The sequence below is a fragment of the Kitasatospora sp. NPDC096204 genome, from assembly GCF_044763205.1.
GTDB lineage: Bacteria > Actinomycetota > Actinomycetes > Streptomycetales > Streptomycetaceae > Kitasatospora.
Map to the genome: position 1 here is coordinate 165912 of NZ_JBIWFT010000010.1, position 27000 is coordinate 192911.

The window sequence follows — 27000 nt, forward strand, 5'->3', positions numbered from 1 at the left end:
GATGGAGTTCGTCGTCCACGGCGACGGCGGCTCCGTCGTCAGCACCGACCGCGCCTGCGTCGTTCACGTCGTCGCCAGCACCGACCGCGCCTTGGGCGCCCGCACCCGCGGCGTTCGACTGTCGTGAAAAGTCATAAGAGTCAGGGCCCGGAACCTGTTGGTTCCGGGCCCTGACTCTTATGACTTCTGCGGGGAATCAGCCGATCCGAGACTCAGCCCGCCGGGCGCGGACGTCGCCGACCTTCTGCCCCACCTTGCGGCGGATGACCAGCAGCGGCGCCATCGCGGCGAGCGTGATCTGGGCGAACGCGCCGACGTGCATCAGGTTGTCGCCACCGGGCAGTCCGGTGGCCCAGGCGGCCAGGCAGCCGATGGAGACCACGATCCAGCAGAGCGTGGCGGTGGCCAGCAGGCCCTGCGGCTTCGGGTACTCGATCCGGCTGACCATCAGGTACGCGGCGCCGAAGATGGCGAGCAGACCGGGCAGGAACGGCGGGTCGAGCAGCACGATGGCGATCACCGTCATCGCGCCCATCGGGCAGGGCATGCCCTGGAACACCCCTGGCCGCATCTTGACGGCCGAGAAGCGGGCCAGCCGTAGGACCACCGCGAGCAGCACCGTGATCGCGATGAGCGCCGAAAGCTTGGTGTTGGACCCCTGCGAGACCATGCCCCAGACCGCGACGAAATAGGCCGGCGCGATGCCGAAGCTGATCAGGTCCGCCAGGTTGTCCAGTTCCGCTCCGAGGGCGGACGAGCGCAGCTTGCGCGCCACCAGGCCGTCGAAGAGGTCGCACATCGAGCCGATCAGCAGCAGCGTCACCGCGGTGGCGGCGCTGTGCCGGTCCGGAGCGGCGTCCGGGTTGGTGATGTGCGGGACCAGGACCCCGGTGGTGATCGAGTAGATCGCCAGGAAGCCGCAGACGGCGTTCCCCAGGGTCAGGAAGTCGGCGGTGGACAGGTGCTGAGGAGAGCGCGGGGCGCGCAGCTCGCGGTCGCGCGCCCAGCGGCGGCGGCGCAGGGCCGTCTCCTCGTCGTCCAGGCCGACGATTGTTTCAGGATCAGTCACGGTCAAGGCGCGTCACCCCGGCTGTGGTTTTCTGGCCGACCTCGACGCCGACCTCGACGCCGGCCGGCAGGTAGGTGTCGACCCGGGACCCGAACCGGATCAGGCCGATCCGGTCGCCCTGCTCGACCTTGGTTCCGGCGTCCACGTACGGCACGATGCGGCGGGCCACGGCCCCCGCGATCTGGACCATCTCGATGTCGCCGAGCTCGGTGTCGAAGTGCCAGACGACCCGCTCGTTCTGGTCGCTGTCCTTGTTGAACGCGGGGACGAAGCCGCCCGCGACGTGCTCGACCGACGTCACCGTGCCCGGCAGGGGCGCGCGGTTGACGTGGACGTTCAGCGGGCTCATGAAGATCGCGACCCGGGTGCGGCCGTCCGGCCAGGCGTCGATGCTCTGCACCACGCCGTCGGCGGGGGAGATCACTCTGCCCGTGCCGACCTCACGCTCGGGGTCGCGGAAGAACCACAGCATGCCCGCGCTGAGCGCGCAGGCGGGTACCGCCGCCAGGGCCCACTTGCCGCTGCGCCGGGTGAGGGCGGTGGTCACGGCGGCCGTGGCGAGGGTGGGGACGAACCAGGGGGTGGCTCCGCGCGCGATGGTCACGCGGGGTCGCCGACCGGCCGTCGGGGCTGCGAGGGCATCGCGGTCCGTGACGGAGGTGTGAGGGGACGGGCTGATGGGCATCGAAGACCTTTGTCGCGGGGGATCATGGCCGCTGGACGGGGGCCACCGCGGGATCGGTAATAGAGGGACGGCTTGCTGTCCCGGTGGATGCTATCGGGAGCACACGGTGGGTGGGCAACCCGCCTGCTCGTTCACGTGTCCGGTGGCGGCGCGTGTGCGCGTCCACCCCTACGACCGTAGCTCGACCCGGTCCGGTTCCCAAGGGACCGGACAGGGCTGGTGACTCTTGTCTCAACGGGTACGCCGAAGGAACCCGTCGGGCGAAACGGCCGTGGCGGCCGGAAGCGGGTGTGCGGAAGCGGCCGCAGGGCGCGTCGTTGCAGCTGTACGCCCTGCGGCCGCTTCGGGAGGGCCGTGCCGGACCCAGGCGGACCAGGCCGGGCCCGTGACGGGGCACGGCGCTCCGCCGGTACGGGCCCGCACGCCCGTCGACCGGCGGTTCGAGGGGCCGCCCGGCGATGTGGTCCGTCGGCGGGCGGCCCGGGGATCAGTCGGCGATCCGGTACTCCTCCAGGAGCCGGCGTCCGACGATCATCTTCTGGATCTCCGCAGTACCTTCACCGATGAGCAGCATCGGGGCCTCGCGGTAGAGGCGCTCGATCTCGTACTCCTTGGAGAAGCCGTAGCCGCCGTGGATGCGGAAGGCGTCCTCGACGACCTCCTTGCAGTACTCGGAGGCGAGGTACTTGGCCATGCCGGCCTCGAGGTCGTTGCGCTCGCCGCTGTCCTTTTTCCGGGCGGCCATGACCATCATCTGGTGGGCGGCCTCGACCTTGGTGGCCATCTCGGCGAGCTTGAACTGGATCGCCTGGTGCTCGGCGATCTTCTTGCCGAAGGTGGAGCGCTGCTGGGCATAGGAGATGCCGAGCTCGAAGGCGCGGCGGGCGACGCCGCAGCCGCGGGCGGCGACGTTGACGCGGCCGACCTCGACGCCGTCCATCATCTGGTAGAAGCCGCGGCCCGGGACGCCGCCGAGGACGCGGTCGGCCGGGATGCGGACGTCCTGGAGGACCAGCTCGGTGGTGTCGACGCCCTTGTAGCCCATCTTCTCGATCTTGCCGGGCACGGTCAGGCCGGGAACCCTGGGGTTCGGGCCGAAACCGGCCTCCTTCTCGATCAGGAAGGTGGTCATGTTCTTGTACGGGGTGTTGCCGCCCTCGTCGGTCTTGCAGAGGACCGCGACGAGGGTGGAGGTGCCGCCGTTGGTGAGCCACATCTTCTGGCCGTTGAGGACGTAGAAGTCCCCGTCCTTGACGCCCTTGGTGGAGATGGCCGAAACGTCGGAGCCGAGGCCCGGCTCGGACATCGAGAAGGCACCGCGGATCTCGCCGGCCGCCATCTTCGGCAGGAAGTAGTCCTTCTGCTCCTGGGTGCCGTGGGCGTTGATCATGTGCGCCACGATGAAGTGGGTGTTCACGATGCCGGAGACGGACATCCAGCCGCGGGCGATCTCCTCGACCACCAGGGCGTAGGTGAGCAGCGACTCGCCGAGGCCGCCGTACTCCTCGGGGATGGTGAGGCCGAACAGGCCGAGCTGCTTCATCCCCTCGACGATGGCGGTCGGGTACTCGTCCTTGTGCTCCAGCTCGGTCGCGACCGGAATGATCTCCTTGTCGACGAAATCCCGCACGGTGGCGAGGATGTCCCGCTGGATCTCGGTGAGGCCGTCGGTCTGTGCGAGGCGTCCCATCGTGCGGCTCCGAAAGGTCTGAGGGTCTGCGGAAAGTCGGGGAATCCCCGGGGGGGGGGATTGCGGGGGCCCTGCCGGCGTGGCTGCGGCAGCAGGGCCCCCGTACCGGGTGGGGCGCGGCCGATGACGGCGGCCTGCCCGTCCGGGGTCTCTCGAGGGAGCCCGCCCCGGAAGGAGGGCCCCCTATAAAGGGGAGAGGTGGACCAGGGAAGGGGGAGCGGCTCAGGCGAGCGGGGTCGGACGGCCGGGCTGCTCGCCGCCGCGCTCCTTGGTGTACGTCTCGGTCGGCACCATCACCTTGCGGCGGAAGACGCAGACGACCGTGCCGTCCTGCTTGTACCCCTTGGTCTCGACGTACACGATGCCGCGGTCGTCCTTGGACTTGGACGGCCACTTGTCGAGCACGGTGGTCTCGCCGTAGATGGTGTCGCCGTGGAAGGTCGGCGCGACGTGGCGCAGCGACTCGATCTCCAGGTTGGCGATCGCCTTGCCTGAGACGTCCGGGACGGACATGCCGAGCAGCAGCGAGTAGATGTAGTTGCCCACCACGACGTTCTTGCCGAAGTCCGTCGTCTTCTCCGCATAGTTGGTGTCCATGTGGAGCGGGTGGTGGTTCATGGTGAGCAGGCAGAAGAGGTGGTCGTCGTACTCGGTGACCGTCTTGCCGGGCCAGTGCTTGTAGACCGCGCCGACCTTGAACTCCTCGTAGGTCCGTCCGAACTGCATGGCGTGGGTCCTCAGCTTTCCGGGATCTCGAACTTGGTGGTGCGCTGCATGCCCGCGGCCCGGCCCTTGCCGGCGATGACGAGCGCCATCTTGCGGCTGGCCTCGTCGATCATCTCGTCGCCGAGCATCGCGGAGCCCTTGGCGCCGCCCGCCTCGGAGGTGCAGTAGTCGTACGCGTCGAGGATCAGCTCGGCGTGGTCGTAGTCCTCCTGGGCGGGCGAGTAGATCTCGTTCGCGGCGGAGACCTGGTCCGGGTGGAGCACCCACTTGCCGTCGAAGCCGAGGGCGGCCGAGCGGCGGGCGACCTCGCGGTAGCCCTCCTGGTTGCGGATCTGGAGGTAGGGGCCGTCGATCGCCTGGAGGTCGTTGGCGCGGGCGGCCATCAGGATTCGCATCAGGATGTAGTGGTAGGCGTCGGCGCCGTAGCCGGGCGGCTGCTCACCGACGACCAGCGACTTCATGTTGATGGAGGCCATGAAGTCGGCGGGGCCGAAGATGATGGTCTCCAGCCGGGGCGAGGCCTCGGCGATGGCGTCGACGTTGATCAGGCCCTTGGCGTTCTCGATCTGCGCCTCGATGCCGATGCGGCCGACCTCGAAGCCCATGGTCTTCTCGATCTGGGTGAGCAGCAGGTCGAGCGCCTTGACCTGCTCGGCGTCCTGCACCTTGGGCAGCATGATGCAGTCGAGGTTGGTGCCGGCGCCCTCGACGACGGTGATCACGTCGCGGTAGGTCCAGTGCGTGGTCCAGTCGTTCACCCGTACGACGCGGGTCTTGCCGCCCCAGTCGCCGTTGTTGAGTGCGTCGACGATGTTGTGGCGCGCGCTCTCCTTGACCAGCGGGGCGCAGGCGTCCTCCAGGTCGAGGAAGACCTGGTCGGCCGGCAGGCCCTGGGCCTTCTCCAGGAAACGCGGGTTGCTGCCGGGCACCGCGAGGCAGGAGCGGCGCGGGCGCAGACGGTTGACTGCAGTCATAAGAATCGAGGGTTCCTTCCCAGTGGTCAGCTGGTCAGCTGGTCAGTTCGTGGCCGTGGTCGGTGCGGGCGTCCACGGCTGGAGTTTGTTGGCCAGCCGGATCTCGTCCACGATCCGGCCGATGATGGTCGTGATGCCGAAGTCCTTCGGGGTGAACACGGCGGCGACGCCGGCGGCCTTGAGGGCCTCGCCGTCCGCTGCCGGGATGATGCCACCCACGATCACCGGGACATCCTCCACCCCGGTGCGGCGCAGCCGCGTCAGCACGTCGGGCACCAGCTCGCTGTGCGCGCCGGAGAGGATGGACAGGCCCACGCAGTGCACGTCCTCCGCGACGGCGGCGGAGACGATCTGCTCCGGGGTCAGCCGGATGCCCTGGTAGACCACCTCGAACCCGGCGTCGCGGGCCCGGACGGCGATCTGCTCGGCGCCGTTGGAGTGCCCGTCCAGGCCGGGCTTGCCGACCAGCAGGCGCAGCTTGCCGGCGCCCAGCTCCTCGGCGGTCGCGGCGACCGCGGCGCGGACCTGCTCCAGCTCGCCGCCCGGCTCGGCGGCCACCGCGACGGGGGCGCCGCCGACGCCGGTGGGCGCGCGGTACTCGCCGAACACCTCGCGCAGGGCGAAGGCCCACTCGCCGGTGGTGACGCCGGCCCGGGCGCAGGCGAGCGTGGCCGGCATCAGGTTGGCCTCGGTGGCGGCGACGGTCTTGAGCTCGGCCAGCGACTCCTGGACGGCGGCCTCGTCGCGCTCGGCGCGCCAGGCCTCCAGGGCGGCGAGCACGGACTGCTCGGAGGCCGGGTCGACCACCATGATCGCGCTGTCGAGGTCGGCGGTGAGCGGGCTCGGCTCGGTGGTGTCGAAGCAGTTCACCCCGACGATCTTGTCCTCGCCGGACTCGATCCGGGCCCGGCGGGCGGCGTGCGAGGCGACCAGGTTGGACTTCAGGTAGCCGGATTCGACGGCGGGAATCACCCCGCCCATCTCCAGCACCTTGGCGATCTCGGCCTCGGCGCCGGCCAGCAGCTCCTCGGTCTTGGCCTCGACCACCTCGGAGCCGTTGAAGATGTCGCCGTACTCCAGGAGGTCCGACTCGTACGCCAGCACCTGCTGGATGCGCAGCGACCACTGCTGGTCCCAGGGCCTGGGCAGGCCGAGCGCCTCGTTCCAGGCGGGCAGCTGGACGGCCCGGGCGCGGGCGTCCTTGGAGAGGGTGACGGCCAGCATCTCCAGGACGATCCGCTGGACGTTGTTCTCCGGCTGGGCCTCGGTCAGGCCAAGCGAGTTGACCTGGACGCCGTAGCGGAAGCGGCGCTGCTTGGGGTCGGTGACGCCGTAGCGCTCCAGGGTGACCTTCTCCCACAGCCGGGCGAAGGCGCGCATCTTGCACATCTCCTCGACGAAGCGCACCCCGGCGTTCACGAAGAAGGAGATCCGGGCGACCACCTCGCCCATCCGCTCGGCCGGCACCTGGCCGGAGTCGCGCACCGCGTCGAGCACCGAGATGGCGGTGCACATCGCGTAGGCGATCTCCTGGACGGGGGTGGCGCCGGCCTCCTGCAGGTGGTAGCTGCAGATGTTGATCGGGTTCCACTTGGGGATGTTGCCGACCGTGTAGGCGATCATGTCGGTGATCAGCCGCACGGACGGGCCGGGCGGGAAGACGTGCGTCCCGCGCGACAGGTACTCCTTGACGATGTCGTTCTGGGTGGTGCCGGTGAGCGTGGCGATGTCCGCGCCCTGCTCCTCGGCGACCACCTGGTAGAGCGCCAGCAGCCACATGGCGGTGGCGTTGATCGTCATCGACGTGTTGGTCCGTTCGAGCGGGATGCCGTCGAACAGGGTGCGCATGTCCCCGACGTGGCCCACCGGGACGCCGACCCGGCCGACCTCGCCGCGGGCGAGGACGTGGTCGGAGTCGTAGCCGGTCTGGGTCGGCAGGTCGAAGGCGACGGACAGGCCGGTCTGGCCCTTCGCCAGGTTCCGCCGGTAGAGGGCGTTGGAGTCGCTCGCGGTGGAGTGGCCGGCGTAGGTGCGCATCAGCCAGGGGCGGTCGCGCTTCTGGGGCTCGGTCATCAGACGTTCCTGAAGCGGTTGATGGCGGGCAGGTGCTTCTCCCGCAGCTCGTGGTCGGTCACGCCCAGGCCCTCCTCGGGGGACAGGCAGAGCACGCCGACCTTGCCCTGGTGCTTGTTGTGGTGCACGTCCAGGGCGGCCTGGCCGGTCTCCTCCAGGGAGTAGACCTTGGAGAGGGTCGGGTGGATCCTGCCCTTGGCGATCAGGCGGTTGGCCTCGAAGGCCTCGCGGTAGTTGGCGAAGTGCGAGCCGACGATCCGCTTGAGCGACATCCACAGGTACCGGTTGTCGTACTGGTGCATGTAGCCGGAGGTGGAGGCGCAGGTGACGATGGTGCCACCCTTGCGGGTGACGTACACCGAGGCGCCGAACGTCTCCCGGCCCGGGTGCTCGAAGACGATGTCCACGTCCTCGCCGCCGGTGAACTCGCGGATCTTCGAGCCCAGGCGCTTCCACTCGCGCGGGTCCTGGGTGTTCTCGTCCTTCCAGAACCGGTAGCCCTCGGCGGAGCGGTCGATGATCGCCTCGGCGCCCATGGCGCGGCAGATCTCGGCCTTCTGGTCGCTGGAGACCACGCAGATCGGGGTGGCGCCGCCGGCCAGCGCGTACTGGGTGGCGTACGAGCCGAGGCCGCCGCTGGCGCCCCAGATCAGCACGTTGTCGCCCTGCTTCATGCCGGCGCCGTTGCGCGAGACCAGCTGGCGGTAGGCGGTGGAGTTGACCAGGCCCGGGGAGGCGGCCTCCTCCCAGGTGAGGTGCTTGGGCTTGGGCAGCAGCTGGTTGGTCTTCACCAGGGCCAGCTGGGCCAGGCCGCCGAAGTTGGTCTCGAAGCCCCAGATGCGCTGCTCCGGGTCCATCATCGTGTCGTTGTGGCCGTCCGCGGACTCCAGCTCGACCGAGAGGCAGTGCGCGACGACCTCGTCGCCCGGCTTCCAGGCGTTGACCCCGGCGCCGGTGCGCAGCACCACGCCGGCGAGGTCGGAGCCGACGACGTGGTACGGCAGGTCGTGGCGCTTCGTCAGCGGCGACAGCCGGCCGTAGCGCTCCAGGAAGCCGAAGGTGGAGACCGGTTCGAAGATCGAGCTCCAGACGGTGTTGTAGTTCACCGCACTGGCCATGACGGCGACCAGGGCCTCGCCGGGGCCCAGCTCGGGCAGGGCCACCTCGTCGAGGTGAAGGGACTTGCGGGGGTCCTTGTCGCGGCTGTCGAGGCCGGCGAACAGCTGCTCCTCGTCCTTGTGGAGCGTCACCGCTCGGTAGGACTCGGGGAGCTTGATCGCCGCGAAGTCCGCCGACGTGCTGTCGGTGCTGAGGATCGCGTCGAGGATTTCCTGCATGGCTGCCTCCGAAGGCGTACCTGTGTGAGGGGCACAGGGCGTCTGGGGGAGCCGGGAGCGGACACCGGCTTCGCTGAGGTGGGTGGTGGGCGGGTCAGGCTGGGCGCCCGGGTGGACCGGGCCGTGCTGGCTCTGCTCCCGGGGTGTGGGAACGCCGGACGACGGCGCGCCGAGGTGGGGAGCCGCGGCGCCGCGACTGGTGGGTAACAAGGTAGTGGCACCCTGTGCCACTCGTAAAGACACCGGGTGTCACGAATTCGGGCGGCCTTCGGAGCTGCGTGACGCGCGTTGAGCGGGCATGCGAAGGGCCCGCGCCGATCGGTCGGCGCGGGCCCGGTGTAGAGCTCTGACCTGCGTGAATACCGCGTCTACGACTCCCGGGCGCCACTCAGCGCGGCCCGGATGCTGTCCACCACGACGTCCAGTGGAGCGTCCGTCCGGGCGACTGTGATGAGCACCTCACCCCCGGGGCTGGCACTCAGTGCGCTCTGTGCCCCGGTGTCCCCGGAGGTCCCATTGGCACCCGGTGCCACCAGTGAGCCCCGGCGTCTGGCACCCGGTGCGCTGGAGGCCCAGAAGGTCCGCCGGATCACCTCGAAGGAGTGGTCCAGCTGCGCCTCCACGTCGCCCCGGCCACCGGCCCGCAGCCAGCGCCGCAGCACGTGGTTGTGCGCCGCGACCACCGCCGCCGCCGAGACCTCGGCCAGCATCGAGTCGTCCTCGCCGCCCCGCTGCCAGCCGGACGGGATGGACTCGCCGGTGTCGAAGCGCCCCAGCAGGTAGCGGGTGAACAGCCGCTCGTAGCGGGCCACCACGGCGATCTCCCGCTCGCGCAGCGCCGGGACCTGACGGATCAGCTGGTACCGCGCCACCGACACCCCCGGGGTGGAGGCGTACATCCGCAGCACCTCCTTGATGCCGCGGCAGACCACGTCCAGCGGGTGCTCCTCCGGCTCCGCGCTGGCCAGCAGGTCGGCCACCCGGACCAGGGTGTCGTCGTGGTCCGGGAAGATCGCCTCCTCCTTGGACCGGAAGTACCGGAAGAAGGTGCGCCGGGCCACCCCGGCGGCGGCCGCGATCTGGTCGACCGTGGTCTCCTCGTAGCCCTGCGAGGCGAACAGCTCCATCGCCGCCGTGGCCAGGTCCTGGCGCATCTGCTGGCGCTGTGCCGCCGCCCGGCGGCTGCCCGGCCCGCCCTCCGGCCCGGTGCCCCCGGTCGAGGAGGCGGTCCGGTCGGCGCCGCCGTGCGGCCCGGTGGGGTGCTGCGGGGAGGTTGACTGAACCCGATCCATGTCCGGAACGCTACACGGCCCGGACGGCGCGGCCGCGGCCCTTCCCCGTCGCACCGGCGCGACCGGGCCGGTCACGGCCGGGCGGGGCCAGTGCGAGGACACCGTCCCGGGGCTCCAGCCGGGGCGCGCGGACGCCGCGGAGGGCGTGGTGGCCGCGGATCCGTGCGGCGGCGCCCCGTACGGCTGCGCGGCGAGCGGTCCGGCCGGCGGGGCCCCGTACGGCGTCTCGTACGGGCCGCCCCCGGCCTGCGGCGTGGTCACCGGCGCGCGTGGTCGCGGAAGCCGCGGCCGGTCTTGCGGCCCAGGCAGCCCGCCGCGACCAGGTGCTCCAGCAGTGGCGCGGCGGCCAGGCCGGGTTCGCGGAACTCCTGGTGCAGCACCCGCTCGATGGTCAGCGAGACGTCCAGGCCCACCACGTCCAGCAGCTCGAACGGGCCCATCGGGTAGCCGCAGCCGAGCTTCATCGCGGTGTCGATGTCGTCCACCGTCGCGTAGTGCTCCTGGAGCATCCGCACCGCGTCGTTCAGGTAGGGGAAGAGCAGCGCGTTGACGATGAAGCCGGCCCGGTCGCCGCACTCCACCGGGTGCTTGCGGACCGCGGCGGTCAGCTCCAGCACGGTCGCGGTGACGTCCGGCGCGGTCAGCACGGTGGAGACCACCTCGACCAGCTTCATCGCCGGGGCCGGGTTGAAGAAGTGCATGCCGATCACGTCCTGCGGCCGTGAGGTGGCGGTCGCGCAGCTGATCACCGGCAGCGAGGAGGTGGTGGTGGCGAGCACCGCGCCCGGCCGGACGATCTTGTCCAGGGTGGCGAACAGCTCCCGCTTGACCGCCAGGTCCTCGGCGACCGCCTCGACCACCAGGTCCACCTCGGCCAGCTCGGCGTACTGCCCGACCGGGGTGACCAGCGCCAGTGCGGCGTCCCGCGCCTCGGCGGACAGCCGGCCCTTGGCCACCGAACGCTCCAGCGACTTCGCCAGCTGCGCCTTGGCCGCCTCGGCCTTCTCCTGGCTGCGGGCCGCCAGCAGCACCGGGTGCCCGGCCTTGGCGAACACCTCGGCGATCCCGGTGGCCATCGTCCCCGAGCCGCAGACGCCGACGGTGCGCACCTGCCGCCCCGGCACCCCGGGCCTGGCCGGCCCGGTCGCCGCGTCCACCGCCCGGGAGGAGCCCGGTGCCTCGTAGGTGTAGAAGCCGCGCCCGGTCTTGCGGCCCAGCAGCCCGGCCGCGACCAGCTGGCCGAGGATCGGGGCGGGCGCGTGCAGACGGTCCCGGGACTGCTCGTACATCGCCTCCAGCACGGTGCGCGCGGTGTCGATGCCGATCAGGTCGAGCAGCGCCAGCGGGCCCATCGGCAGGCCGCAGCCGAGCCGCATCGCGGCGTCGATGTCCTCCCGCGAGGCGTACTTGGACTCGAACATCGCGGCGGCCTGGTTCAGGTAGGCGAACAGCAGGCCGTTCACCACGAAGCCGGCCCGGTCGCCGGCCGCCACCGGCTCCTTGCCGAGGTCGCGGGCGAACTCGGCGGCGTCCTCGGCGGTCCGCGGGGAGGTCAGCACCGTGCGAACCACCTCGACCAGCTTCATCCCGTGCACCGGGTTGAAGAAGTGCAGGCCGAGCACCCGCTCCGGACGGGCGGTCGCCGCGGCGATCCTGGTTACCGACAGCGCGGTGGTGCCGGTGGCCAGGACCGTGTCCTCGGGGCAGATCCGGTCCAGCTCGGCGAAGACCTCCCGCTTCAGCTCCAGCTGCTCGGGAACCTCCTCGATCACCAGATCCGCCCCGGCGGCGGCCGCCAGCTCGTGGCCGACCGAGATCCGGGCCAGCAGCCCGGTGCGCTCCTCGGCGGTCAGCCGCTCCCGGTCCACCGCGTGCGCGGTGGCCTCCTCGATCCGGGCCAGTGCCCGGGCGGCCGAGTCCTCGGTGGCCTCGATGCCGATCACCCGGCGGCCGCTCTTGGCGACCGCCACCGCGACGCCGGCACCCATCGTGCCGAGGCCGACGACGGCGACAGTGGGGAAGGGACGCTCCATCTGTCCTGACTCCTAGTCATGAAGGGCCCGTGCGCGCTCCGGCGGGCACGCCGCCGTGCCGGTACGCCGGGGCGGCCGCCGCCGGAGGAGGGTCCGCGCGCGGGGCTGGGGAGATGACGGGGTCGGCGCATCGGGCAGCGGCCGGTCCGCTCCGGCCGAACTGCGGATGTGCCGTGGTGCTCAGGCGCTCGAAGGTGAAGGAAGCGGCTCTGATACGAGGAGAACCCGGCCTGCCGCGGTCCGCGGCACCGGCCGGTGAAAGCGCACCGGGCGGGCGCCGGAGAAGCGGCGACCGCGGCCTGCCGCCGGTGCGGCTCCCGAAGCCCGGCGGTGGTGCGTGTCCGGCCACTGTAGCGAAGCTACTCGCGAGTAGGAAGAGGGCGTGGGCGGAAAACCCTTCGGAGCCGCGAAACCCGCCGGAGTCGTGGGGGGCGGTCGCCGGGCTCGCCCCGAACGGGTGAACGGGCGAACACGGCTGCCAACGGGACCACCCGATAGGGGAGTTACCCGACCCCGGTCGGCGGGGCAGCATGAGGACATGACCACCCGAACCGCCGCCGCCGGCCCCACCGCGCCCGGCCCCGCCGAGCCGCCCGCCACGGCCGAACGGCTCGCCGCCGCCGCCACGGCGGCCGTCGCGCTGCCACCGCGAGACGAGCGGGCGGAGCGCGCCGAGGCGGCCGCCGACCGGCTGCGCACCGACGCCGTCGAGGCGGTGGCCGTCACCTGGGTGGACAACGCCGGCATCACCCGGGTCAAGGCCGTGCCCCTCGGCGGCCTGGTGCACGCCGCGCAGTGGGGCGTCGGCACCGCGCCCTGCTTCGACGTGTTCCTCGCCGACGACACGATCACCACCAGTGCGATCATCGGCGGCCCCACCGGGGACCTCAGGCTCTACCCGGACCTCGACCGGATCGTGCCGCTGGCCGCCCAGCCCGGCTGGGCCTGGGCCCCGGGAGACAGGTACACCCAGGCCGGCACCCCGCACCCCGGCTGCCAGCGGCTGTTCGCCCGCCGGGCCAGGGCCGTGGCGGCCGCGCGCGGCCTGAGCCTCAAGGCGGGGATCGAGGTGGAGTGGACGGTCGCCCTGGCCGGCACCCCACAGGAGGACCCGCAGTACCCGACGCACGGCCCGGCGTACGGGATGCACCGCCTCACCGACCTCTCGGACTACCTGCGCGACGTCCTGCGCGCCCTCGGCCGACAGGGGCTGAGCGTCCTCCAGATCCACCCCGAGTACTCCCCGGGCCAGTTCGAGGTCTCGGTCGCCCCCGAGGACCCGGTCGCCGCCGCCGACACCTCCGTCCTGGTCCGGCACACCGTCCGGGCCGTCTCCGCCAGGCACGGGCTGCGGGCCTCCTTCGCCCCGGTGGTCGAGACCGGCGGCGTCGGCAACGGCGGGCACCTGCACATCAGCCTCTGGCGGGACGGGCACAACCTCGGCCACGGTGGCCCCGGCCCGCACGGCCTGACCGCCGAGGCCGAGGGCTTCCTCGCCGGGGTGCTCGACGCGCTGCCCGAACTGCTGGTGCTGGGCTGCTCCAGCCCCGCCGGGTACCTGAGGCTGGTGCCCTCGCACTGGGCCGGCGCCTACCAGTGCTGGGGCCTGGAGAACCGGGAGGCCGCGCTGCGCCTGGTGACGGGCTCCACCGGGGAGCGGTCCGCCGCCGCCAACGCCGAGGTCAAGTGCTTCGACGCGAGCGCCAACCCGTACCTGGCGGTCGGCGGCGTGATCGCGGCCGGCCTCGCCGGGCTGGACCAGCGCCGCGCGCTGCCACCGGAGTTCACCGGGGACCCAGCGGCCGCCGATCCCGGCACGGTGCCGAGGCTGCCGACGAGCCCGGCCGAGGCCATCGCCGCCTACGAGCGCTCCGCGGTGCTGCGCGAGGCGCTCGGCGAGCCGCTCTACCAGGCGGTGCTGGCAGTGCGCCGGGCGGAGCGGGAGCGGTACGCGGCCGCCACGCCGGAGGAGCTGGTCGCGGCCACCCGCTGGCGGTACTGAGCGGTGCCCCGGCCGGAGGGGCCCGCGCTGGTCGACCACCACTGCCACAGCGTGGTGGCGGCCGAGCTCACCGATGACGCCCTGGCCGGGCTGCTCACCGAGTCGGACCGCCCGCCCGCGCCCGGCTGTTCGCCCTTCGACAGCGCTCTGGGCCTCGCGGTGCGGCGCTGGTGCCCGCCCGCGCTCGGCCTGCCGGCGCACGCCCCGGCCGCCGACTACCTGGCCCGGCGGCGGGAGTTGGGCGCGGCCGAGGCCACCGGGCGGCTGCTCGCGGCGGCCGGGCTGGACACCTGCCTGGTGGACACCGGGCTGGCCACCGCGGCGGGCCACGCGCTGCTGCCGCTGCCCGAACTCGCCGCGGCCACCGGGGCGTCGGTGCGCGAGGTGGTCCGGTTGGAGTCGGTCGCCGAGACGGTGGCGGGCGGTGCCGAGGACTGGCCGCGGGCCGTCGCGGGGGCGCTCGCTTCGGCCGCCGCCGGGGCCGTCGCGGTCAAGTCGGTGCTCGCGTACCGGCGAGGCCTGGCCGCCCCCGCCGAACGCCCAACCACCGCGGCCGTGGTGGCCGCGGCCGGCGCCCACCTGCGCGGCGGGGGCGGCCGGCTGACGGACCGGGTGCTGCTGCACCACCTGCTCTGGACGGCGGTGGACGTCTGCGCCGAGCTCGGCCTGCCACTCCAACTCCACACCGGCTTCGGCGATCCCGACCTCACCCTGCACCGGGCGGACCCGTCCCTGCTGACGGACTTCGTGCGGGCCGCCGAGCCCAGCGGTGTCCCGCTGGTGCTGCTGCACGGGTACCCGTACCACCGGCAGGCCGCCTGGCTGGCCCAGGCCTTCCCGACGGTGTACACCGACCTCGGGCTGACGGCCTCGTACACCGGGCCGCGGGTGGCCGCGGTGCTGGGCGAGATGCTGGAACTGGCCCCGTTCGGAAAATTGCTGTTCTCCACCGACGCGTACGGGCTGCCCGAGCTCTATTTGGTGGGCACCTGTCAGTTCCGGTACGGACTGGCCGCGGTGCTCGGGGAGTGGCGGGCCGACGGCGCCTGCTCCGCGGCCGACGCCGAGCGGCTGGCGCGGTCGGTCGCGTCCGGCAACGCGCGTCGGTTGTACGCGTTGTAGGGGTGCGATCCGTGCTGGTGGCCGAGGTCGCGGTGGGTGTGGCGGCACGTCGGCGAACCATCACTTTTTAACACTCTTGACCTCTGTTGCCTGTGTTGATCGCCGGGCGCGCTTAACCCCGGTTCCTGGTCAAGATGTGACGATTAGATGACTACCCCTTGCGCTTATAACCAAATATTCATTAGCGTCCCGGTCATTCCCAAGCGCACCTGCCCATCGCAGCTGCCGCCTGACGACTCGGGAGGCCAACCCTCATGCGTGTTCCTCGGATCAGTCGTACCCGGTATGCGGCGGTGGGCGTCGTGCTCGCCACCGCCGGCGCCCTCGCGCTGCCGGCCGGCACCGCCGTCGCGGCCCCCACGGCCGACTCGACGACCGGTCCGCTGATGAGCTACGTCGTCAACACCAAGGCCAACCACGGCCAGGTGCAGAAGGTCGAGAAGGCCATCACCGGCCTCGGCGGCACCGTGGTCCAGTCGTACGAGCAGGTCGGCGTCGTCGTCGCCCGCTCGAACGACACCAAGTTCGCCGAGAAGCTGCGCCTGGCCAAGGGCGTCGACTCGGTCGGCGCCAGCCGCACCAAGGGCATCCAGGCCGCCGACCAGGGCAAGGCCGACGTCGCCGCCGAGCCGGCCGCCGCGGCCGCCCCGGGCCAGGAGCCCTACGACGCCTACCAGTGGGACATGCGTCAGATCGGTGCCGACAAGGCCCACAAGATCTCGCTGGGCAGCCGCAACGTCACCGTCGGCGTGCTGGACTCCGGCATCGACGCCACCCACGAGGACCTGGCCGCCAACGTGGACGCCTCGCAGTCGGTCTCCTGCATCGACGGCAAGACGAACACCGACTGGAAGGCCTGGCAGCCGACCACCAGCGACCACGGCACCCACGTGGCCGGCACCATCGCCGCCGCCAAGAACGGCAAGGGCGTCGTCGGCGTCGCGCCGAACGTGAAGCTGGCCGCCGTCAAGGTCGTCGACGACGGCGGGTTCATCTACCCGGAGAACGCGGTCTGCGGCTTCGTCTGGGCCGGCGAGCACGGCTTCAAGGTGACGAACAACAGCTACTTCGTCGACCCGTGGATGTTCAACTGCAAGACGGACAAGGACCAGGCCGCGATCTCCGAGGCCGTCCGCAAGGCCGTCGCCTTCTCGCAGCGCAAGGGCGTCCTCAACGTCGCCGCCGCCGGCAACGAGAACCTCGACCTGGCGCACAAGACCGTCGACGTGGCCAGCCCGGACGACACCACCCCCGGCTCCCGCCCGGTCACCAACGACTGCCTGTCGCTGCCGACCGAGCTGCCCGGCGTCATCGCCGTCTCCGCGGTGGGCTCCGACGGCGTGAAGTCGTACTACTCCAGCTACGGCAAGGGCGTCGTCTCCGTCACCGCGCCGGGTGGCGACCGCCGCTTCCAGTTCCCGAACACCCCGGACAAGGACGGCCGCATCCTGTCCACCATCCCCGGTGGCAAGTACGGCTACATGCAGGGCACCTCGATGGCCACCCCGCACGTCGCCGGCGTGGTCGCGCTGCTCGCCAGCACCTTCCCGTGGGCCAGCCCGGACGAGCTGACCGAGCTGCTGACCACCCACGCCGAGTCCGTCCCGTGCCCGACCGGCGAGTTCAACCCGGGTGGCGCCGGCACCTGGAAGGCCACCTGCGAGGGCGGCGCGGACGACAACGGCTTCTACGGCGCGGGCCTGATCAACGCCGAGAAGGCGGTCCAGTGGTGGCGCTGACGCGCTGACGCGCTGACACGCTGATCGCGGACGACTCCGAACAGTAGAACCGGGGAGCGGGACCACACGGTCCCGCTCCCCGGTCGCGTTCCCGCACCGGCCGCTCGCACCCGACCGCCGACCGGCCGCTCGCACCCGACCGCTGACCGGCCGGACAGGATCGTCGACCGATCGCAACCGATCACCGACGCTCCGACCGCTCCCGGACCGCGCCACACATGGGCCACACCCGCGCCATACATGGGCCACGCCCGCGCCACACCCGGGCCGCATCGGCCGCCCGGGGCCGCTCCGGCCGCCCGCGCCCGGCTAACCCTCGTCGAAGTGGTGCTCCCAGACCGTCTCCACCGACGGCTTGCCGTGCAGGTCCGGCACCTCCTGCAGCCAGGCCGGCCGCCCCGCCCTGGTCCGGGCCGCCCGCCGCCGCTCCGCCTCGAGCAGCTGCTCGGGCGTGGCGAACCCCTCCGGCAGCCACGCCTCGGAGAGCACCACCCGGGCGGCCAGATGGGTGACGTAGGCGTGCCGGACGGCATCCATCGAGTCGAAGCCGGGCTCGCCGGCCAGCCACTCGTCCGGGACCAGCGCCACGACCTCCTCCAGCAGCGGCACGGTGACCAGCGGCCCGAGCTCCTCGTCGGCCAGCCGGACGTCCGGGGCCGAGCCGCCCAGCGCGTGGGCGCTGAGGTCGTACCGCTTGCCGACCGCCGCCTCGGCCCCTGCCCAGCGGTGGTGGAAGATCAGCGCGGCGCCGTTGTCGATCAGCCAGAGCCGCCCGTGCCAGACCACCAGGTTGGGGTTGTGGACGGTGCGGTCGACGTTGCCGGTCAGCGCGTCCAGCCAGACCACCCGCCCGGCCTCGGCGGAGTCCACCGTGATCATCCCCGGCCGGAAGTCCCGCGCGCCGGGCAGCAGGTCCATCCCGAGGTTGAGGCCGGCGCTGGCCTTGAGCATGTCCTGGATCTCGGTGTCCGGCTCGTCCGCGGCGACGGCCGGGTCGAAGTCCACCAGCCGCAGCTCCGGCACCCGCAGGCCCAGCCGCCGCGCCAGCTCGCCGACGATCACCTCGGCGATCAGCGCCTTGCGGCCCTGCGCGGCCCCGGTGAACTTGACCACGTACGTTCCCAGGTCGTCGGTCTCCACCACGCCGGGGACGGAGCCTCCGGCCCGCAGCGGGTCGACATAGCGCACAGCAGTCACCAGATCGAGCACACCGGCCACCCTATCCCGCCGCGTCGCGGCCGTGAGCCTGTGATTGGCTTGCCGGACAGAGCGGTTCCCACCACACGAGGAGAGCACGGTCATGGGACAGGTGCAGGCCACCACCGAGCGGGTCTACGACGCGGCCCCCGAGCGGGTGTACGAGGCGTTGGCCGACTACCAGGTGACCCGCCCGAAGCTGCTGCCCGCGCAGTACAGCGAGTACGAGGTGCGGGTCGGCGGCACCGGCGCCGGCACCCAGGTGCACTGGAGGCTCCAGGCCACCGAGAAGCGGGTGCGCGACTGCCTGTTCACCGTCTCAGCGCCCGCCCCGGACCAGCTGGTGGAGAAGGACGCCAACTCCAGCATGGTGATCACCTGGATCGTCTCGGCCGTCGGCGAGGGCCGCTCCAAGGTCACCGTGACGGCCACCTGGCAGGGCGCGACCGGCATCGGCGGCTTCTTCGAGCGCACCTTCGCGCCGAAGGGCCTGAACCGGATCCACGACCAGGTGCTCGCCAACCTCGCCGCCGAGGTCCGCTGAGGCATCCGCGGCCCACTGGGGCCACCGAGGCCGCCACGGCCGCCACGGCCGCCACGGCCCACTGGGGCCATCGGGGCCACTGGAGCCCGTCGAATCGTCCGCGGTCCGCCGGGGCCGCGGAATCGCCAACCGCGCGATTCGCGCGGTTAGATCCATCGAACCGCTCGAATCGCCCGGGAATTCGAGCGGTTCGGTCTCCCGTACGAGCCGAAAGCCGTACGGGTGGCCGAACCACCACCTGCGGGTGACGAGGGCCGCCCGGCACCGGGGAGCCACCCTAGGCTCGCCGCCGTGCATATGACGATCCTTCACATTTCGCAACCGGTGGACGGCGGGGTCGCCCGCGTCGTCGCCGATCTGGTCCGGGGCCAGCGGGAGGCCGGGCACCGGGTCATGGTCGCCTGCCCGCGCGGCGGGCGGCTGGCCGAGGAGGCCGGCGCGGTGGGCGCGCTGGTCCAGGACTGGCCCGCGCGGCGCTCGCCCGGCCCGGGCACCCCCGCCGAGGCCTGGCGGCTGCGCCGGATCGTCCGGGCCGCCGCGCCCGACGTGGTCCACCTGCACAGCGCCAAGGCCGGACTGGCCGGGCGGCTCGCGGTGCGCGGCACGGTGCCGACCGTCTTCCAACCGCACGCCTGGTCCTTCGCCGCCGTCGACGGCGCGCTCGCCGCCGCCACCCTGCGCTGGGAGCGCTTCGCGGCCCGCTGGTCGCACCGGCTGCTGTGCGTCAGCGTCCAGGAGCGGGCCGACGGCGTGGCGGCCGGGGTGCACGCCGACTGGGCGGTGGTGCCCAACGGCGTGGACGTGCGCCACTTCGTGCCCGCCGACCGCCGCGCCGCCCGGATCGCGCTCGGCCTGGACCTGGACGCCCCGCTCGCGGTGTGCGTGGGGCGGCTGTGTCGGCAGAAGGGCCAGGACGTGCTGCTGGCCGCCTGGCCGGAGGTGCTGCGCCGGGTGCCGCGGGCCCGGCTGGCGCTGGTCGGCGGCGGGCCGGAGGAGCAGCGGGTCGCGGAGCTGGTCAGGCGGACCGCCGAGCCCGCCCGGGTCCGGCTGGTCGGGGACGTGCCGGACCCCCGCCCGTGGCTGGCGGCGGCCGACCTGGTGGTGCTGCCCTCGCGCTGGGAGGGGATGGCGCTGGCCCCGCTGGAGGCGATGGCGGCCGCCCGCCCGGTGCTGCTGACCGACGTGTCCGGGGCCCGGGAGTGCCTGCCGCCGTCCGAGCTCGCGCACGCGGTGGTCCCGTCCGAGGACGTGCGGGCCCTCGCCACCCGAATGGGGGACGCGCTGTCGGATCCGATCGAATGCGAGCGGCGCGGTGCGCGGCTGCGCGACCACGTGGTCGGCCGGCACGACGTGCGCACCGTGGTCGAACAGGTGGACGTCCTCTACCGCCACCTGCTGGGTGCCGGTCCGGCGTCGGGGCGGCGCCGGGCCCGTGTCCCAGAGCGGATCTGATCGTTTCACATGCCGTGAATGCCCGTCGTTTCCGGCGTTGTCGTATTCGCGCCTTCGGCCGGATATGGAGGCGAGGAGTCAAATCCGAAATACCTATTACTGGGCGGCTGGAATGAAACGGCAAGTCAACTTCCGTCCGGTAAGGCCAGGTTCTGTATTGTCGGATTTTGCCTGCTTCGTTCAGATTCCATGCCGGGAATTCACGGCAGAGCCCCGCGCGACCGATTCCCTCGTGATTGGTCCCTCGGCGATCGGCCCCGCCACCGGACGTCCGAAAGCCGTCAGCGGCAGCAGGCGCTGTCAGGACCGCGCCCACCGGGCCGGGACGGCCGCCCCGCGCCAGCCGGTGCCGGGGCACCGTCACCCCGGGCACACAGCAGGGGAGATCGTGCGCTGATGACCATTGACCACGACAGTCTGCCGCGATCCGCCGGACCCCTGTCCGGCCCCCGCCGGCCCGGCACCGGGCTGCTCGACCGTCCGGCGGGAGCGGCACACCACCGGGCGGTCCCCACGCCGCGCCGGTCCCGTGGCACGGTCCGACCCCGGCCGGCCCTGTCGCTCGCCCTGGTCCAGGCCGACGTCATCGCGCTCTGCTCCGCCGGCGGCATCGCCGGCCGCGTCATCGACCCGGCCGGCCCGCTCGACCCGCTGCTCGGCGTTCCCGCCGTCCTGCCCCTGCTGCTCCTGCTCAACCTCACCGGCGGCCTCTACCGCTCCCGCCTCACCCTCTCCGTCCTGGACGAACTGCCCGCACTGGCCGCCAGGGCCGTGATCGCCACCGCCCTCGCCGTCACCCTGTCCGGCTGCCTCGGCGGCCGCTGGCCCGACTGCGGCCCGGCCAGGCTCACCCTCCTGCTCGGCGCCCAGCTGCTGATCGCCGCCGCCGGCCGCGCCGTCCTGTACCACCTGGCCCGGCGGATCCGCCGCAGCCGCCCCAGCCCCGTCCTGGTGCTCGGCGCCGGCCGGCTCGGCCACCGGGTCGCCGCCGTCCTGCGCGAGCACGGCGAGTACGGGATGCGCCCGGTCGGCTTCCTCGACGCCGCCCCGCCGCTGCTGCCCGGCGACACCGACCTGCCCGTGCTCGGCGGCCGCGAGGCGCTGGAGCGCGAGGTGCGCCGGCACGGCGTCCAGCACGTGATCGCCACCGCCGGCGGCGCCGACGAGGCCGAGACCGCCGCCGCCCTGCGCGAGGCCACGCGGCTCGGCTGCCAGGCCTGGCTGGTGCCCGCCCTGCGGGAGTACGGCTCGCTGCCCGTCACCCCGGTCACCGGTGGCGACCACCTGTGGGGTTTCCCCTGCCTGCGGGTCGGCCGCCCCGCCCGCCGCCGCCCCGGCTGGATCGCCAAGCGCACCCTGGACCTCACCGCCGCCGCGGTCGGCCTGCTGCTGCTCGCCCCCGTCCTGGCGCTCTGCGCCCTCGCCGTCCGCTTCGACACCGGCCCCGGCGTGCTCTTCCGCCAGCAGCGCACCGGCCTGGACGGCCGGGTCTTCACCCTCCTCAAGTTCCGCACCCTGCGCCCGAGCAACGAGCACGAGTCCGCCACCCGCTGGAACATCGCCCAGGACCACCGGATGGGCGCCGTCGGCCGGCTGCTGCGCAAGAGCTCGCTGGACGAGCTGCCCCAGCTGTGGAACGTCCTGCGCGGAGACATGAGCCTGGTCGGCCCCCGCCCCGAACGGCCGTACTTCGTCATGAGGTTCGGCCAGGCCTACCCCGAGTACGCCGACCGCCACCGGGTCCCGGTCGGCCTCACCGGCCTGGCCCAGGTCAACGGCCTGCGCGGGGACACCTCCATCGAGGACCGGGCCCGCTTCGACAACCGCTACATCGAGAGCTGGAGCCTCTGGCAGGACGTCAAGATCCTGTGCCGCACCGCGGCCCTGATGCTCCACCCGGACGGGAGCTGACCCCGCGTGGCCCTGACCCTCCCCGCCTTCCCCCACCCCGTCTTACGGAAGGCCCTGCCCGTACTCACGGAGCGCACCAGCCCGCTGGCCGCGGCCACCGTCCTGCTGGTCTGCGTGCCCACCGGGCAGAAGGACGTCGCCGCGGCCGTCCACATCACCGCCGCCGACCTCGCCTCGCTGGTCCTGGTCGCCCTCACCGCGCTCGACCTGCTGCGCGGACGGCTGCCCGCGATCAGCCGCACCACCTGCGCGCTGTTCGGCGGGATCGTCGTGGCCGCCGCCGTCGCCACCGTCGGCTCGATCGACCCGGCCGCCGGCGTCACCGGCTTCGTCCGGCTCACCCAGGTGTTCGTCCTGGTCCCCGCCGCCGTCCTCTGCTCGCTGCGCGACCGCACCGACCAGCGCCTGGTCCTCGGCTCCTTCGTGCTCGCCGCGCTGATCCAGGGCGCGGTCGGCGCCAAGCAGTACCTCACCCACACCGGCGCCTCCTACACCGGCCAGCCGATCCGGGCCGTCGGCACCTTCGGCGCACTCGACGTCATGGCGATGTCCAGCGTGGTCAGCTACGGCCTGCTCGCCGCCCTCGCCCTGGCCCTCGCCGAGCGCGGACGAAGGGCCGGGCGGCGCACCCCCGCCCGCCGGGCGGCGGACGGGAGTCCGGCGCCGCGCCCCGACGGCAACCCCCGCCTGCGCCGCGCGATGTTCGCCGCCGCCGCCTTCCTCGTCTTCCCGCTGGCCGTCTCCTTCAGCCGCGGCAGCTGGATCGCCACCGGCCTCGCCGCCACCGTGCTGCTGCTGCGCGCCGACGCCCGGCTGCTGGTGCGCGGCGCCGTCATCGGCCTGGCCGCCGTCGTCGTCCTGGTCGGCGGCCTCGGGCTCGGCGGCTCCGGCGTCACCCAGCGGCTCAGCTCGATCGGCTCGGTCTCGGCCGCCCCCGACCAGTCCGTCTCCGACCGGTACGACCTGTGGTCCACCGCCGGACGGATCTGGCAGGACCACCCCGTGCACGGCGCCGGGCCCAAGGCCTTCCAGCAACTGCGGGACAGCCACGCCCCGTTGCGGCTGTCCTCCGGCAGCGACGCCGCCGACGCCACCATCGGCTTCCAGCGCGAACCGCTGCTCTCCCCGCACAACATGTACTTCCTGGTGCTCAGCGAGCAGGGCCTGATCGGCATCACCGCCTACGCCGCGCTCTTCCTCGCCCTGCTGCTCGGCTGCCTGCGCCATCGCCACGGCCCCGGGCTCGCCGCACTCGCCCTGCTCACCTGGGTCCTGGTCGACTTCCTGTACGCCGACATCGGCGGCACCACCACCGTGCTGACCTCCGTCGTCCTCGGCCTCGCCGCCCACGCGGCCACCCACCGCCCCGAGCACCCCGTTACCGGGCACCCCGTCACCGGGCATCCCGCCGCCGGAGCGGCCCGGTGACCATCGACCAGCCGGCCGCCGCCGTCGCGCCCTCCGCCCTTCCGGCACCCCGCGGCGCCACCGGCGAGGACCCCGCCGCCGAGCCCCTCCCGGGCCCCCGGCGCGGCTTCCTCGCCAAGGCCTTCGGCATCACCGCCGTCCTCAGCGCCGCCGGCTCCGGCCTCGGCCTGCTGCGCGACCTCCTGCTGGCCCGCTACTTCGGCGCCAACCAGGGCACCGACGCCTTCCTGGTCGCCTGGACCGTCCCCGAGACGGCCGCACCGCTGCTGATCGAGGACGCCATGTCCTTCCTCATGGTGCCCGCCTTCGCCCTCGCCCTGGTGCTCCGCGAGGAGGACCCGGACGCCCCCGACCCGGTCCGCCAACTCGTCCGCGCCTCCCTGCCGTGGCTGCTGCTTGCGCTCGGCGGCCTCGCCCTGGCCGCCGCGCTCGGCGCCCCGGAACTGGTCGCACTGCTCGCCCCCGGTCTCACCGACCCGGGCCTGGCCGTCACCTGCACCCGGATCACCGCGATCACCGTGCTGCCCTTCGGGGTGGCCGGCTACCTGGCCGCCGCGCTGCGCGCCCACCACCGCTTCACCGCCCCGGCCGGCATCTACGTCGCCCACAACCTCGGCATCCTCGCCGTCCTGCTCTGCCTCCACTCCCACCTCGGGGTGCGCTCCGCCGCCCTCGGCGTCGCGGCCGGCAGCCTGCTGATGGCCGGCCTGCTGGTCGGCCCGTTCCTGCGCCGGCTGCGCCAGGGCCCGCCCGGCACCGGCCGCGGCCGCCGCTCGCGCCGCACCCTGGTGCTGATGCCGCTCGCCCTGCTGCCGGTGGCCGCCTTCACCCTCACCCGCCAGTCCCAGGTCTTCGTCGAGCGCTACCTCGGCTCGGCCCTGCCGCCCGGCACCATCTCGCACCTCAACTACGCCGCCAAGGTCTCCCAGCTCGCCATGACGGCGGGCATCCTGATCTGCACCGTCACCTTCCCGCTGGTCGCCCGGGCCCTCGCCGCCGGGGACCTCACCGCCGCCCGCGACCGGGTGGAGAAGGACCTCGGCCAGGCGGCGGCCGTCGTCCTGCTCGGCACCGCCTTCCTGATGGCCTGCGCCCCCTCGGTGGTCTCGCTGCTGTTCGAGCGCGGCGCCTTCGGCCCGCACGACACGGCCGCCACCGCCGACGTCATCCGGGTCTACAGCTTCGGCCTGCCCGCCCAGGCACTGATCGGTGTGATGATCCGCCCGTACTTCTCGCTGCGCCCGGTGGTCCGCCGGGCCGACGACCCGGGCACCGAGGACGGGCGCAGCCGGCTCCTGGACTGGTACCCGGTCGCCGTCATGCTGCTCGGCCTCGGCGTCACCGTCACCACCGGCCTGCTCGCCACACCCCGCTTCGGCGCCCTGGGGCTGGCCGCCGGCAACGCCGCCGGCATCACCACCACCGCCGCGCTGCTGCTGCACGGACTGGTGCTGCGCGGAATCCCGCTGCGGCTGCACCGGGTGCTCGGTGGACACGGCCGGCTGGTGGCCGCCGCCGCCGGGGCCACCGTGCTCGGCACCGCCGCCGCCGCCCTGGCCGCCGACCCGCTGCTCTCGACCCTCCTCGGAGGCCTCACCGTGGCGCTGGCCTTCGCCGCCCTCGGCACCGGGCTCGGCGCCCGCGAGGTGCGCGGCCCCGTCCTCGCCGCAGCCCGGGCCCTGGGGCCCGGGCGGAACCCGCCAACCGTCGCCGAAGAAGGGAAGCGTCCCCATGGACGATGAACGGGGAGCCGTCCGCTCGGCCCGGGCGGGCGTCGGCAGCGCCCCGCCGCACCGGGCACCAGTGCCCGGGAGCCGCCTCCCGCTCGGTGAACCACCGGTCCCCGGCTCCGCCTCGCCATGGATCCTGATGTACCACTCGGTGGCGGTCGAGAAGGAAGACCCCTACCGGCTCACCGTCAGCCCCGAGCGGTTCGTCGAACAGATCGCCTGGCTGTACCGGCGCGGCCTGCGCGGCGTCAGTGTCCGCGAGCTGATGAGGGCCCGGGCCCTCGGCCGGGACGACGGCCTGGTCGGCCTGACCTTCGACGACGGCTACGCCGACTTCGCCCGGTACGCGGTGCCGATCCTCCAGGCGTACGGCTTCACCGCCACCGCGTACGTGGTCGCCGACCTGCTCGGCCGGGACAACGACTGGGACACCGAGGGCCCGCGCAAGCAGCTGCTCACCGTCCAGGAGGTCACCGAACTCGCCGCCGCCGGCTGGGAGATCGGCTCGCACGGCCTCGGCCACCAGGCGCTGCCCGGCCTGCCCGCCGAGGCCCTCGCCGTCCAGGCCCGGGAGAGCCGGCGCCTGCTGGAGGAGGCCGTCGACGGACCGGTCACCGGATTCTGCTACCCGTACGGTGCCGTCGACCTTCCCGCCGCCCTGGCCGTGCGCGACGCCGGGTACGACTACGCCTGCGCCATCGGGCACTCCCCGCTCACCGGCCGCTTCGCCCTGCCCCGCTGCTACGTCGGCGCCCGCGACGGCGCCTGGCGGCTGCGGGCCAAGAGGGTCCGGCAGCGGCTGCGCGACGCCGTCACCGAGCTGCGCCACGCCCGCCGGGAGCCCCGGCCATGAGGGTGCTGCACATCGTGACCGGACTGGCCGCCGGCGGTGCCGAGCGCCAACTCCACCTGCTGCTGCGGCACCTGCCGGCGCACCAGCAGTGCGAGGTGCTCGCCCTGACCGAGCCCGGCACGGTCGCCGCCGCGCTGCGCGCCGACGGCGTCACCGTCCACCACCTCGGCATGCGCGGCAACCGGGACCTGCGGGCACTGCCCCGGCTGGTCCGGCTGGTCCGGGCCGGCCGCTACGACCTGGTGCACACCCACCTCTACCGGGCGCAGCTGTACGGCCGGCTTGCCGCCCGGCTGGCCGGGGTGCGCGCGGTGGTCTCCACCGAGCACTCGCTGCACGCCGGGGTGATCGAGGGCCGCCCGGTCACCCGGGGCGTCAAGGGCCTCTACCTGGGGGCCGAACGGCTCGGCAGCACCACCGTCGCCGTCTCCCGCCAGGTCGCCCAGACGCTGCGCTCCTGGGGTGTCCCGCCGGCCAGGATCGAGCTGATCCCGAACGGCATCGACGCCTCCCGCTACCGCCTCCCGCCCGCCGAACGGGCCGCCGTCCGCCGTCGGCTGCGGGCCGAGCTCGGGCTGCCGCACGGGAGTTGGGTGGTCGGCGGGGTGGGCCGGCTGGTGCCGGGCAAGCGCTTCGAGGTGCTGGTCGAGGCGCTCGCCGAGCTCGACCCGGCCACCCGGCTGGTGCTGGTCGGCGAGGGCCCGGAGCGCGCCGCGCTGGAGCGCCGGGCCGACGAGGCCGGCGTGCGGGACCGTCTTGTGCTCGCCGGTGAGCGCGACGACGTGCCCGAACTGCTGGCCGCCCTGGACGTGTTGGCCGCCCCCTCGACCGCGGAGACCTTCGGCCTCGGCGTCCTGGAGGGCCTCGCGGCCGGGCTGCCGGTGCGGCACAGCGCCTGCCCGGCACTCGACGAACTCCCGCCCAGTGCCGCCCCGCAGGCCCGCCGCGTCCCCTCCGAACCGGCCGCCTACGCCGCCGCGCTGCGCGACCTGCGGCCGCTCAGCGGGCACATCGCCGACCCGCTGCCGCACCCCCCGGCCATCGGCCACTACGACATCGCCCGGGTCGCCTCCGACCTGGGCGCCCTCTATGACCGGCTGGCCCGCGTCTGATCGCCCGCCACCGCCGGAACCGCCGTACCAG

At 73.2% G+C, this 27000-nt stretch carries 21 protein-coding genes; 11 read left to right on the forward strand and 10 right to left on the reverse strand.

What is annotated here, in order from left to right; translation table 11 throughout:
- Window position 1 precedes the first annotated feature (1 nt).
- Entirely contained in the window at window positions 2-127 is a 126-nt protein-coding gene (locus ACIQ87_RS13670) for a hypothetical protein (RefSeq protein WP_402405704.1), read from the forward strand.
- Window positions 128-196: 69 nt separating this feature from the next.
- Here the strand turns inward: ACIQ87_RS13670 and ACIQ87_RS13675 are convergent, their stop codons facing one another.
- From ACIQ87_RS13675 to ACIQ87_RS13715, 9 genes are all read right to left on the reverse strand, one after another.
- Entirely contained in the window at window positions 197-1075 is an 879-nt protein-coding gene (locus tag ACIQ87_RS13675) for a CDP-alcohol phosphatidyltransferase family protein (RefSeq protein ID WP_392913973.1), read from the reverse strand.
- A complete protein-coding gene (locus ACIQ87_RS13680) occupies window positions 1062-1754 on the reverse strand; it encodes a phosphatidylserine decarboxylase (RefSeq protein WP_402405705.1) in 693 nt (230 codons plus the stop codon). Before ACIQ87_RS13680 ends, ACIQ87_RS13675 begins: the two co-directional genes overlap by 14 nt.
- 487 nt (window positions 1755-2241) lie before the next feature.
- Entirely contained in the window at window positions 2242-3444 is a 1203-nt protein-coding gene (locus ACIQ87_RS13685; RefSeq protein WP_402405707.1) for an acyl-CoA dehydrogenase family protein, read from the reverse strand.
- Window positions 3445-3666: 222 nt separating this feature from the next.
- Complete coding sequence (locus ACIQ87_RS13690; protein WP_402405709.1) at window positions 3667-4170, reverse strand: MaoC family dehydratase; 504 nt, start codon at window positions 4168-4170, stop codon at window positions 3667-3669.
- An 11-nt stretch (window positions 4171-4181) separates the two neighbouring features.
- Window positions 4182-5144, reverse strand: coding sequence for an HpcH/HpaI aldolase/citrate lyase family protein (locus ACIQ87_RS13695; protein WP_392878332.1), 963 nt, complete (start codon window positions 5142-5144; stop codon window positions 4182-4184).
- 42 nt (window positions 5145-5186) lie between these two features.
- A complete protein-coding gene (locus tag ACIQ87_RS13700) occupies window positions 5187-7217 on the reverse strand; it encodes a protein meaA (protein WP_402405711.1) in 2031 nt (676 codons plus the stop codon).
- Window positions 7217-8554: a crotonyl-CoA carboxylase/reductase gene (ccrA, locus tag ACIQ87_RS13705; protein WP_402405713.1), complete on the reverse strand. Its 1338-nt coding sequence runs from the start codon at window positions 8552-8554 to the stop codon at window positions 7217-7219. Before ccrA ends, ACIQ87_RS13700 begins: the two co-directional genes overlap by 1 nt.
- A 368-nt stretch (window positions 8555-8922) precedes the next feature.
- The gene (locus ACIQ87_RS13710) at window positions 8923-9846 is read right to left on the reverse strand and encodes a TetR family transcriptional regulator (RefSeq protein ID WP_402405715.1); all 924 of its coding nucleotides are present in this window, start codon (window positions 9844-9846) and stop codon (window positions 8923-8925) included.
- 257 nt (window positions 9847-10103) lie between these two features.
- Window positions 10104-11879 carry a 3-hydroxyacyl-CoA dehydrogenase family protein gene (locus tag ACIQ87_RS13715; protein ID WP_402405717.1) on the reverse strand — a complete coding sequence of 592 codons (1776 nt, stop codon included), beginning with the start codon at window positions 11877-11879 and terminating at the stop codon, window positions 10104-10106.
- A gap of 538 nt (window positions 11880-12417) precedes the next feature.
- On the opposite strand from ACIQ87_RS13715, the gene ACIQ87_RS13720 reads away from it, so the two are divergent.
- The 3 genes from ACIQ87_RS13720 (at window position 12418) to ACIQ87_RS13730 (ending at window position 16742) form a co-directional block, all read left to right on the forward strand.
- Complete coding sequence (locus ACIQ87_RS13720; RefSeq protein ID WP_402405719.1) at window positions 12418-13881, forward strand: glutamine synthetase; 1464 nt, start codon at window positions 12418-12420, stop codon at window positions 13879-13881.
- Between the two features lie 3 nt (window positions 13882-13884).
- A complete protein-coding gene (locus tag ACIQ87_RS13725) occupies window positions 13885-15003 on the forward strand; it encodes an amidohydrolase family protein (protein ID WP_402405721.1) in 1119 nt (372 codons plus the stop codon).
- Window positions 15004-15257: 254 nt separating this feature from the next.
- Window positions 15258-16742, forward strand: coding sequence for a S8 family peptidase (locus ACIQ87_RS13730; protein ID WP_402405722.1), 1485 nt, complete (start codon window positions 15258-15260; stop codon window positions 16740-16742).
- A gap of 309 nt (window positions 16743-17051) precedes the next feature.
- Here the strand turns inward: ACIQ87_RS13730 and ACIQ87_RS13735 are convergent, their stop codons facing one another.
- Complete coding sequence (locus tag ACIQ87_RS13735; protein WP_402405724.1) at window positions 17052-17951, reverse strand: HipA family kinase; 900 nt, start codon at window positions 17949-17951, stop codon at window positions 17052-17054.
- Window positions 17952-18042: 91 nt separating this feature from the next.
- On the opposite strand from ACIQ87_RS13735, the gene ACIQ87_RS13740 reads away from it, so the two are divergent.
- The 7 genes from ACIQ87_RS13740 (at window position 18043) to ACIQ87_RS13770 (ending at window position 26969) form a co-directional block, all read left to right on the forward strand.
- Entirely contained in the window at window positions 18043-18483 is a 441-nt protein-coding gene (locus tag ACIQ87_RS13740; protein ID WP_402405726.1) for an SRPBCC family protein, read from the forward strand.
- Between the two features lie 297 nt (window positions 18484-18780).
- Window positions 18781-19935 carry a glycosyltransferase gene (locus ACIQ87_RS13745; RefSeq protein ID WP_402405728.1) on the forward strand — a complete coding sequence of 385 codons (1155 nt, stop codon included), beginning with the start codon at window positions 18781-18783 and terminating at the stop codon, window positions 19933-19935.
- Window positions 19936-20331: 396 nt separating this feature from the next.
- Window positions 20332-21846 (forward strand): exopolysaccharide biosynthesis polyprenyl glycosylphosphotransferase, encoded by a 1515-nt coding sequence (locus tag ACIQ87_RS13750; RefSeq protein WP_402405729.1) that lies wholly within the window; start codon window positions 20332-20334, stop codon window positions 21844-21846.
- Between the two features lie 6 nt (window positions 21847-21852).
- On the forward strand, window positions 21853-23274 hold the full coding sequence (locus tag ACIQ87_RS13755) for an O-antigen ligase family protein (RefSeq protein ID WP_402405731.1): 1422 nt from the start codon (window positions 21853-21855) through the stop codon (window positions 23272-23274).
- The gene (gene murJ / locus ACIQ87_RS13760) at window positions 23271-25016 is read left to right on the forward strand and encodes a murein biosynthesis integral membrane protein MurJ (protein ID WP_402405733.1); all 1746 of its coding nucleotides are present in this window, start codon (window positions 23271-23273) and stop codon (window positions 25014-25016) included. Before ACIQ87_RS13755 ends, murJ begins: the two co-directional genes overlap by 4 nt.
- On the forward strand, window positions 25006-25857 hold the full coding sequence (locus tag ACIQ87_RS13765) for a polysaccharide deacetylase family protein (RefSeq protein WP_402405735.1): 852 nt from the start codon (window positions 25006-25008) through the stop codon (window positions 25855-25857). The genes murJ and ACIQ87_RS13765 overlap by 11 nt, the downstream gene beginning before the upstream one ends.
- A complete protein-coding gene (locus ACIQ87_RS13770; RefSeq protein ID WP_402405736.1) occupies window positions 25854-26969 on the forward strand; it encodes a glycosyltransferase in 1116 nt (371 codons plus the stop codon). The genes ACIQ87_RS13765 and ACIQ87_RS13770 overlap by 4 nt, the downstream gene beginning before the upstream one ends.
- Window positions 26970-27000 lie beyond the last annotated feature (31 nt).

What these genes read in the sequence shown, in the direction of transcription:
- ACIQ87_RS13670 (WP_402405704.1), top strand. Translation starts at nt 2, where the DNA reads ATGGAGTTCGTCGTCCACGGCGACGGCGGCTCCGTCGTCAGCACCGAC.
- ACIQ87_RS13680 (WP_402405705.1), bottom strand. Translation starts at nt 1,754, where the DNA reads ATGCCCATCAGCCCGTCCCCTCACACCTCCGTCACGGACCGCGATGCC.
- ACIQ87_RS13685 (WP_402405707.1), bottom strand. Translation starts at nt 3,444, where the DNA reads ATGGGACGCCTCGCACAGACCGACGGCCTCACCGAGATCCAGCGGGAC.
- ACIQ87_RS13690 (WP_402405709.1), bottom strand. Translation starts at nt 4,170, where the DNA reads ATGCAGTTCGGACGGACCTACGAGGAGTTCAAGGTCGGCGCGGTCTAC.
- ACIQ87_RS13695 (WP_392878332.1), bottom strand. Translation starts at nt 5,144, where the DNA reads ATGACTGCAGTCAACCGTCTGCGCCCGCGCCGCTCCTGCCTCGCGGTG.
- ACIQ87_RS13700 (WP_402405711.1), bottom strand. Translation starts at nt 7,217, where the DNA reads ATGACCGAGCCCCAGAAGCGCGACCGCCCCTGGCTGATGCGCACCTAC.
- ccrA (WP_402405713.1), bottom strand. Translation starts at nt 8,554, where the DNA reads ATGCAGGAAATCCTCGACGCGATCCTCAGCACCGACAGCACGTCGGCG.
- ACIQ87_RS13710 (WP_402405715.1), bottom strand. Translation starts at nt 9,846, where the DNA reads ATGGATCGGGTTCAGTCAACCTCCCCGCAGCACCCCACCGGGCCGCAC.
- ACIQ87_RS13715 (WP_402405717.1), bottom strand. Translation starts at nt 11,879, where the DNA reads ATGGAGCGTCCCTTCCCCACTGTCGCCGTCGTCGGCCTCGGCACGATG.
- ACIQ87_RS13720 (WP_402405719.1), top strand. Translation starts at nt 12,418, where the DNA reads ATGACCACCCGAACCGCCGCCGCCGGCCCCACCGCGCCCGGCCCCGCC.
- ACIQ87_RS13730 (WP_402405722.1), top strand. Translation starts at nt 15,258, where the DNA reads ATGCGTGTTCCTCGGATCAGTCGTACCCGGTATGCGGCGGTGGGCGTC.
- ACIQ87_RS13740 (WP_402405726.1), top strand. Translation starts at nt 18,043, where the DNA reads ATGGGACAGGTGCAGGCCACCACCGAGCGGGTCTACGACGCGGCCCCC.
- ACIQ87_RS13745 (WP_402405728.1), top strand. Translation starts at nt 18,781, where the DNA reads ATGACGATCCTTCACATTTCGCAACCGGTGGACGGCGGGGTCGCCCGC.
- ACIQ87_RS13750 (WP_402405729.1), top strand. Translation starts at nt 20,332, where the DNA reads ATGACCATTGACCACGACAGTCTGCCGCGATCCGCCGGACCCCTGTCC.
- ACIQ87_RS13765 (WP_402405735.1), top strand. Translation starts at nt 25,006, where the DNA reads ATGGACGATGAACGGGGAGCCGTCCGCTCGGCCCGGGCGGGCGTCGGC.
- ACIQ87_RS13770 (WP_402405736.1), top strand. Translation starts at nt 25,854, where the DNA reads ATGAGGGTGCTGCACATCGTGACCGGACTGGCCGCCGGCGGTGCCGAG.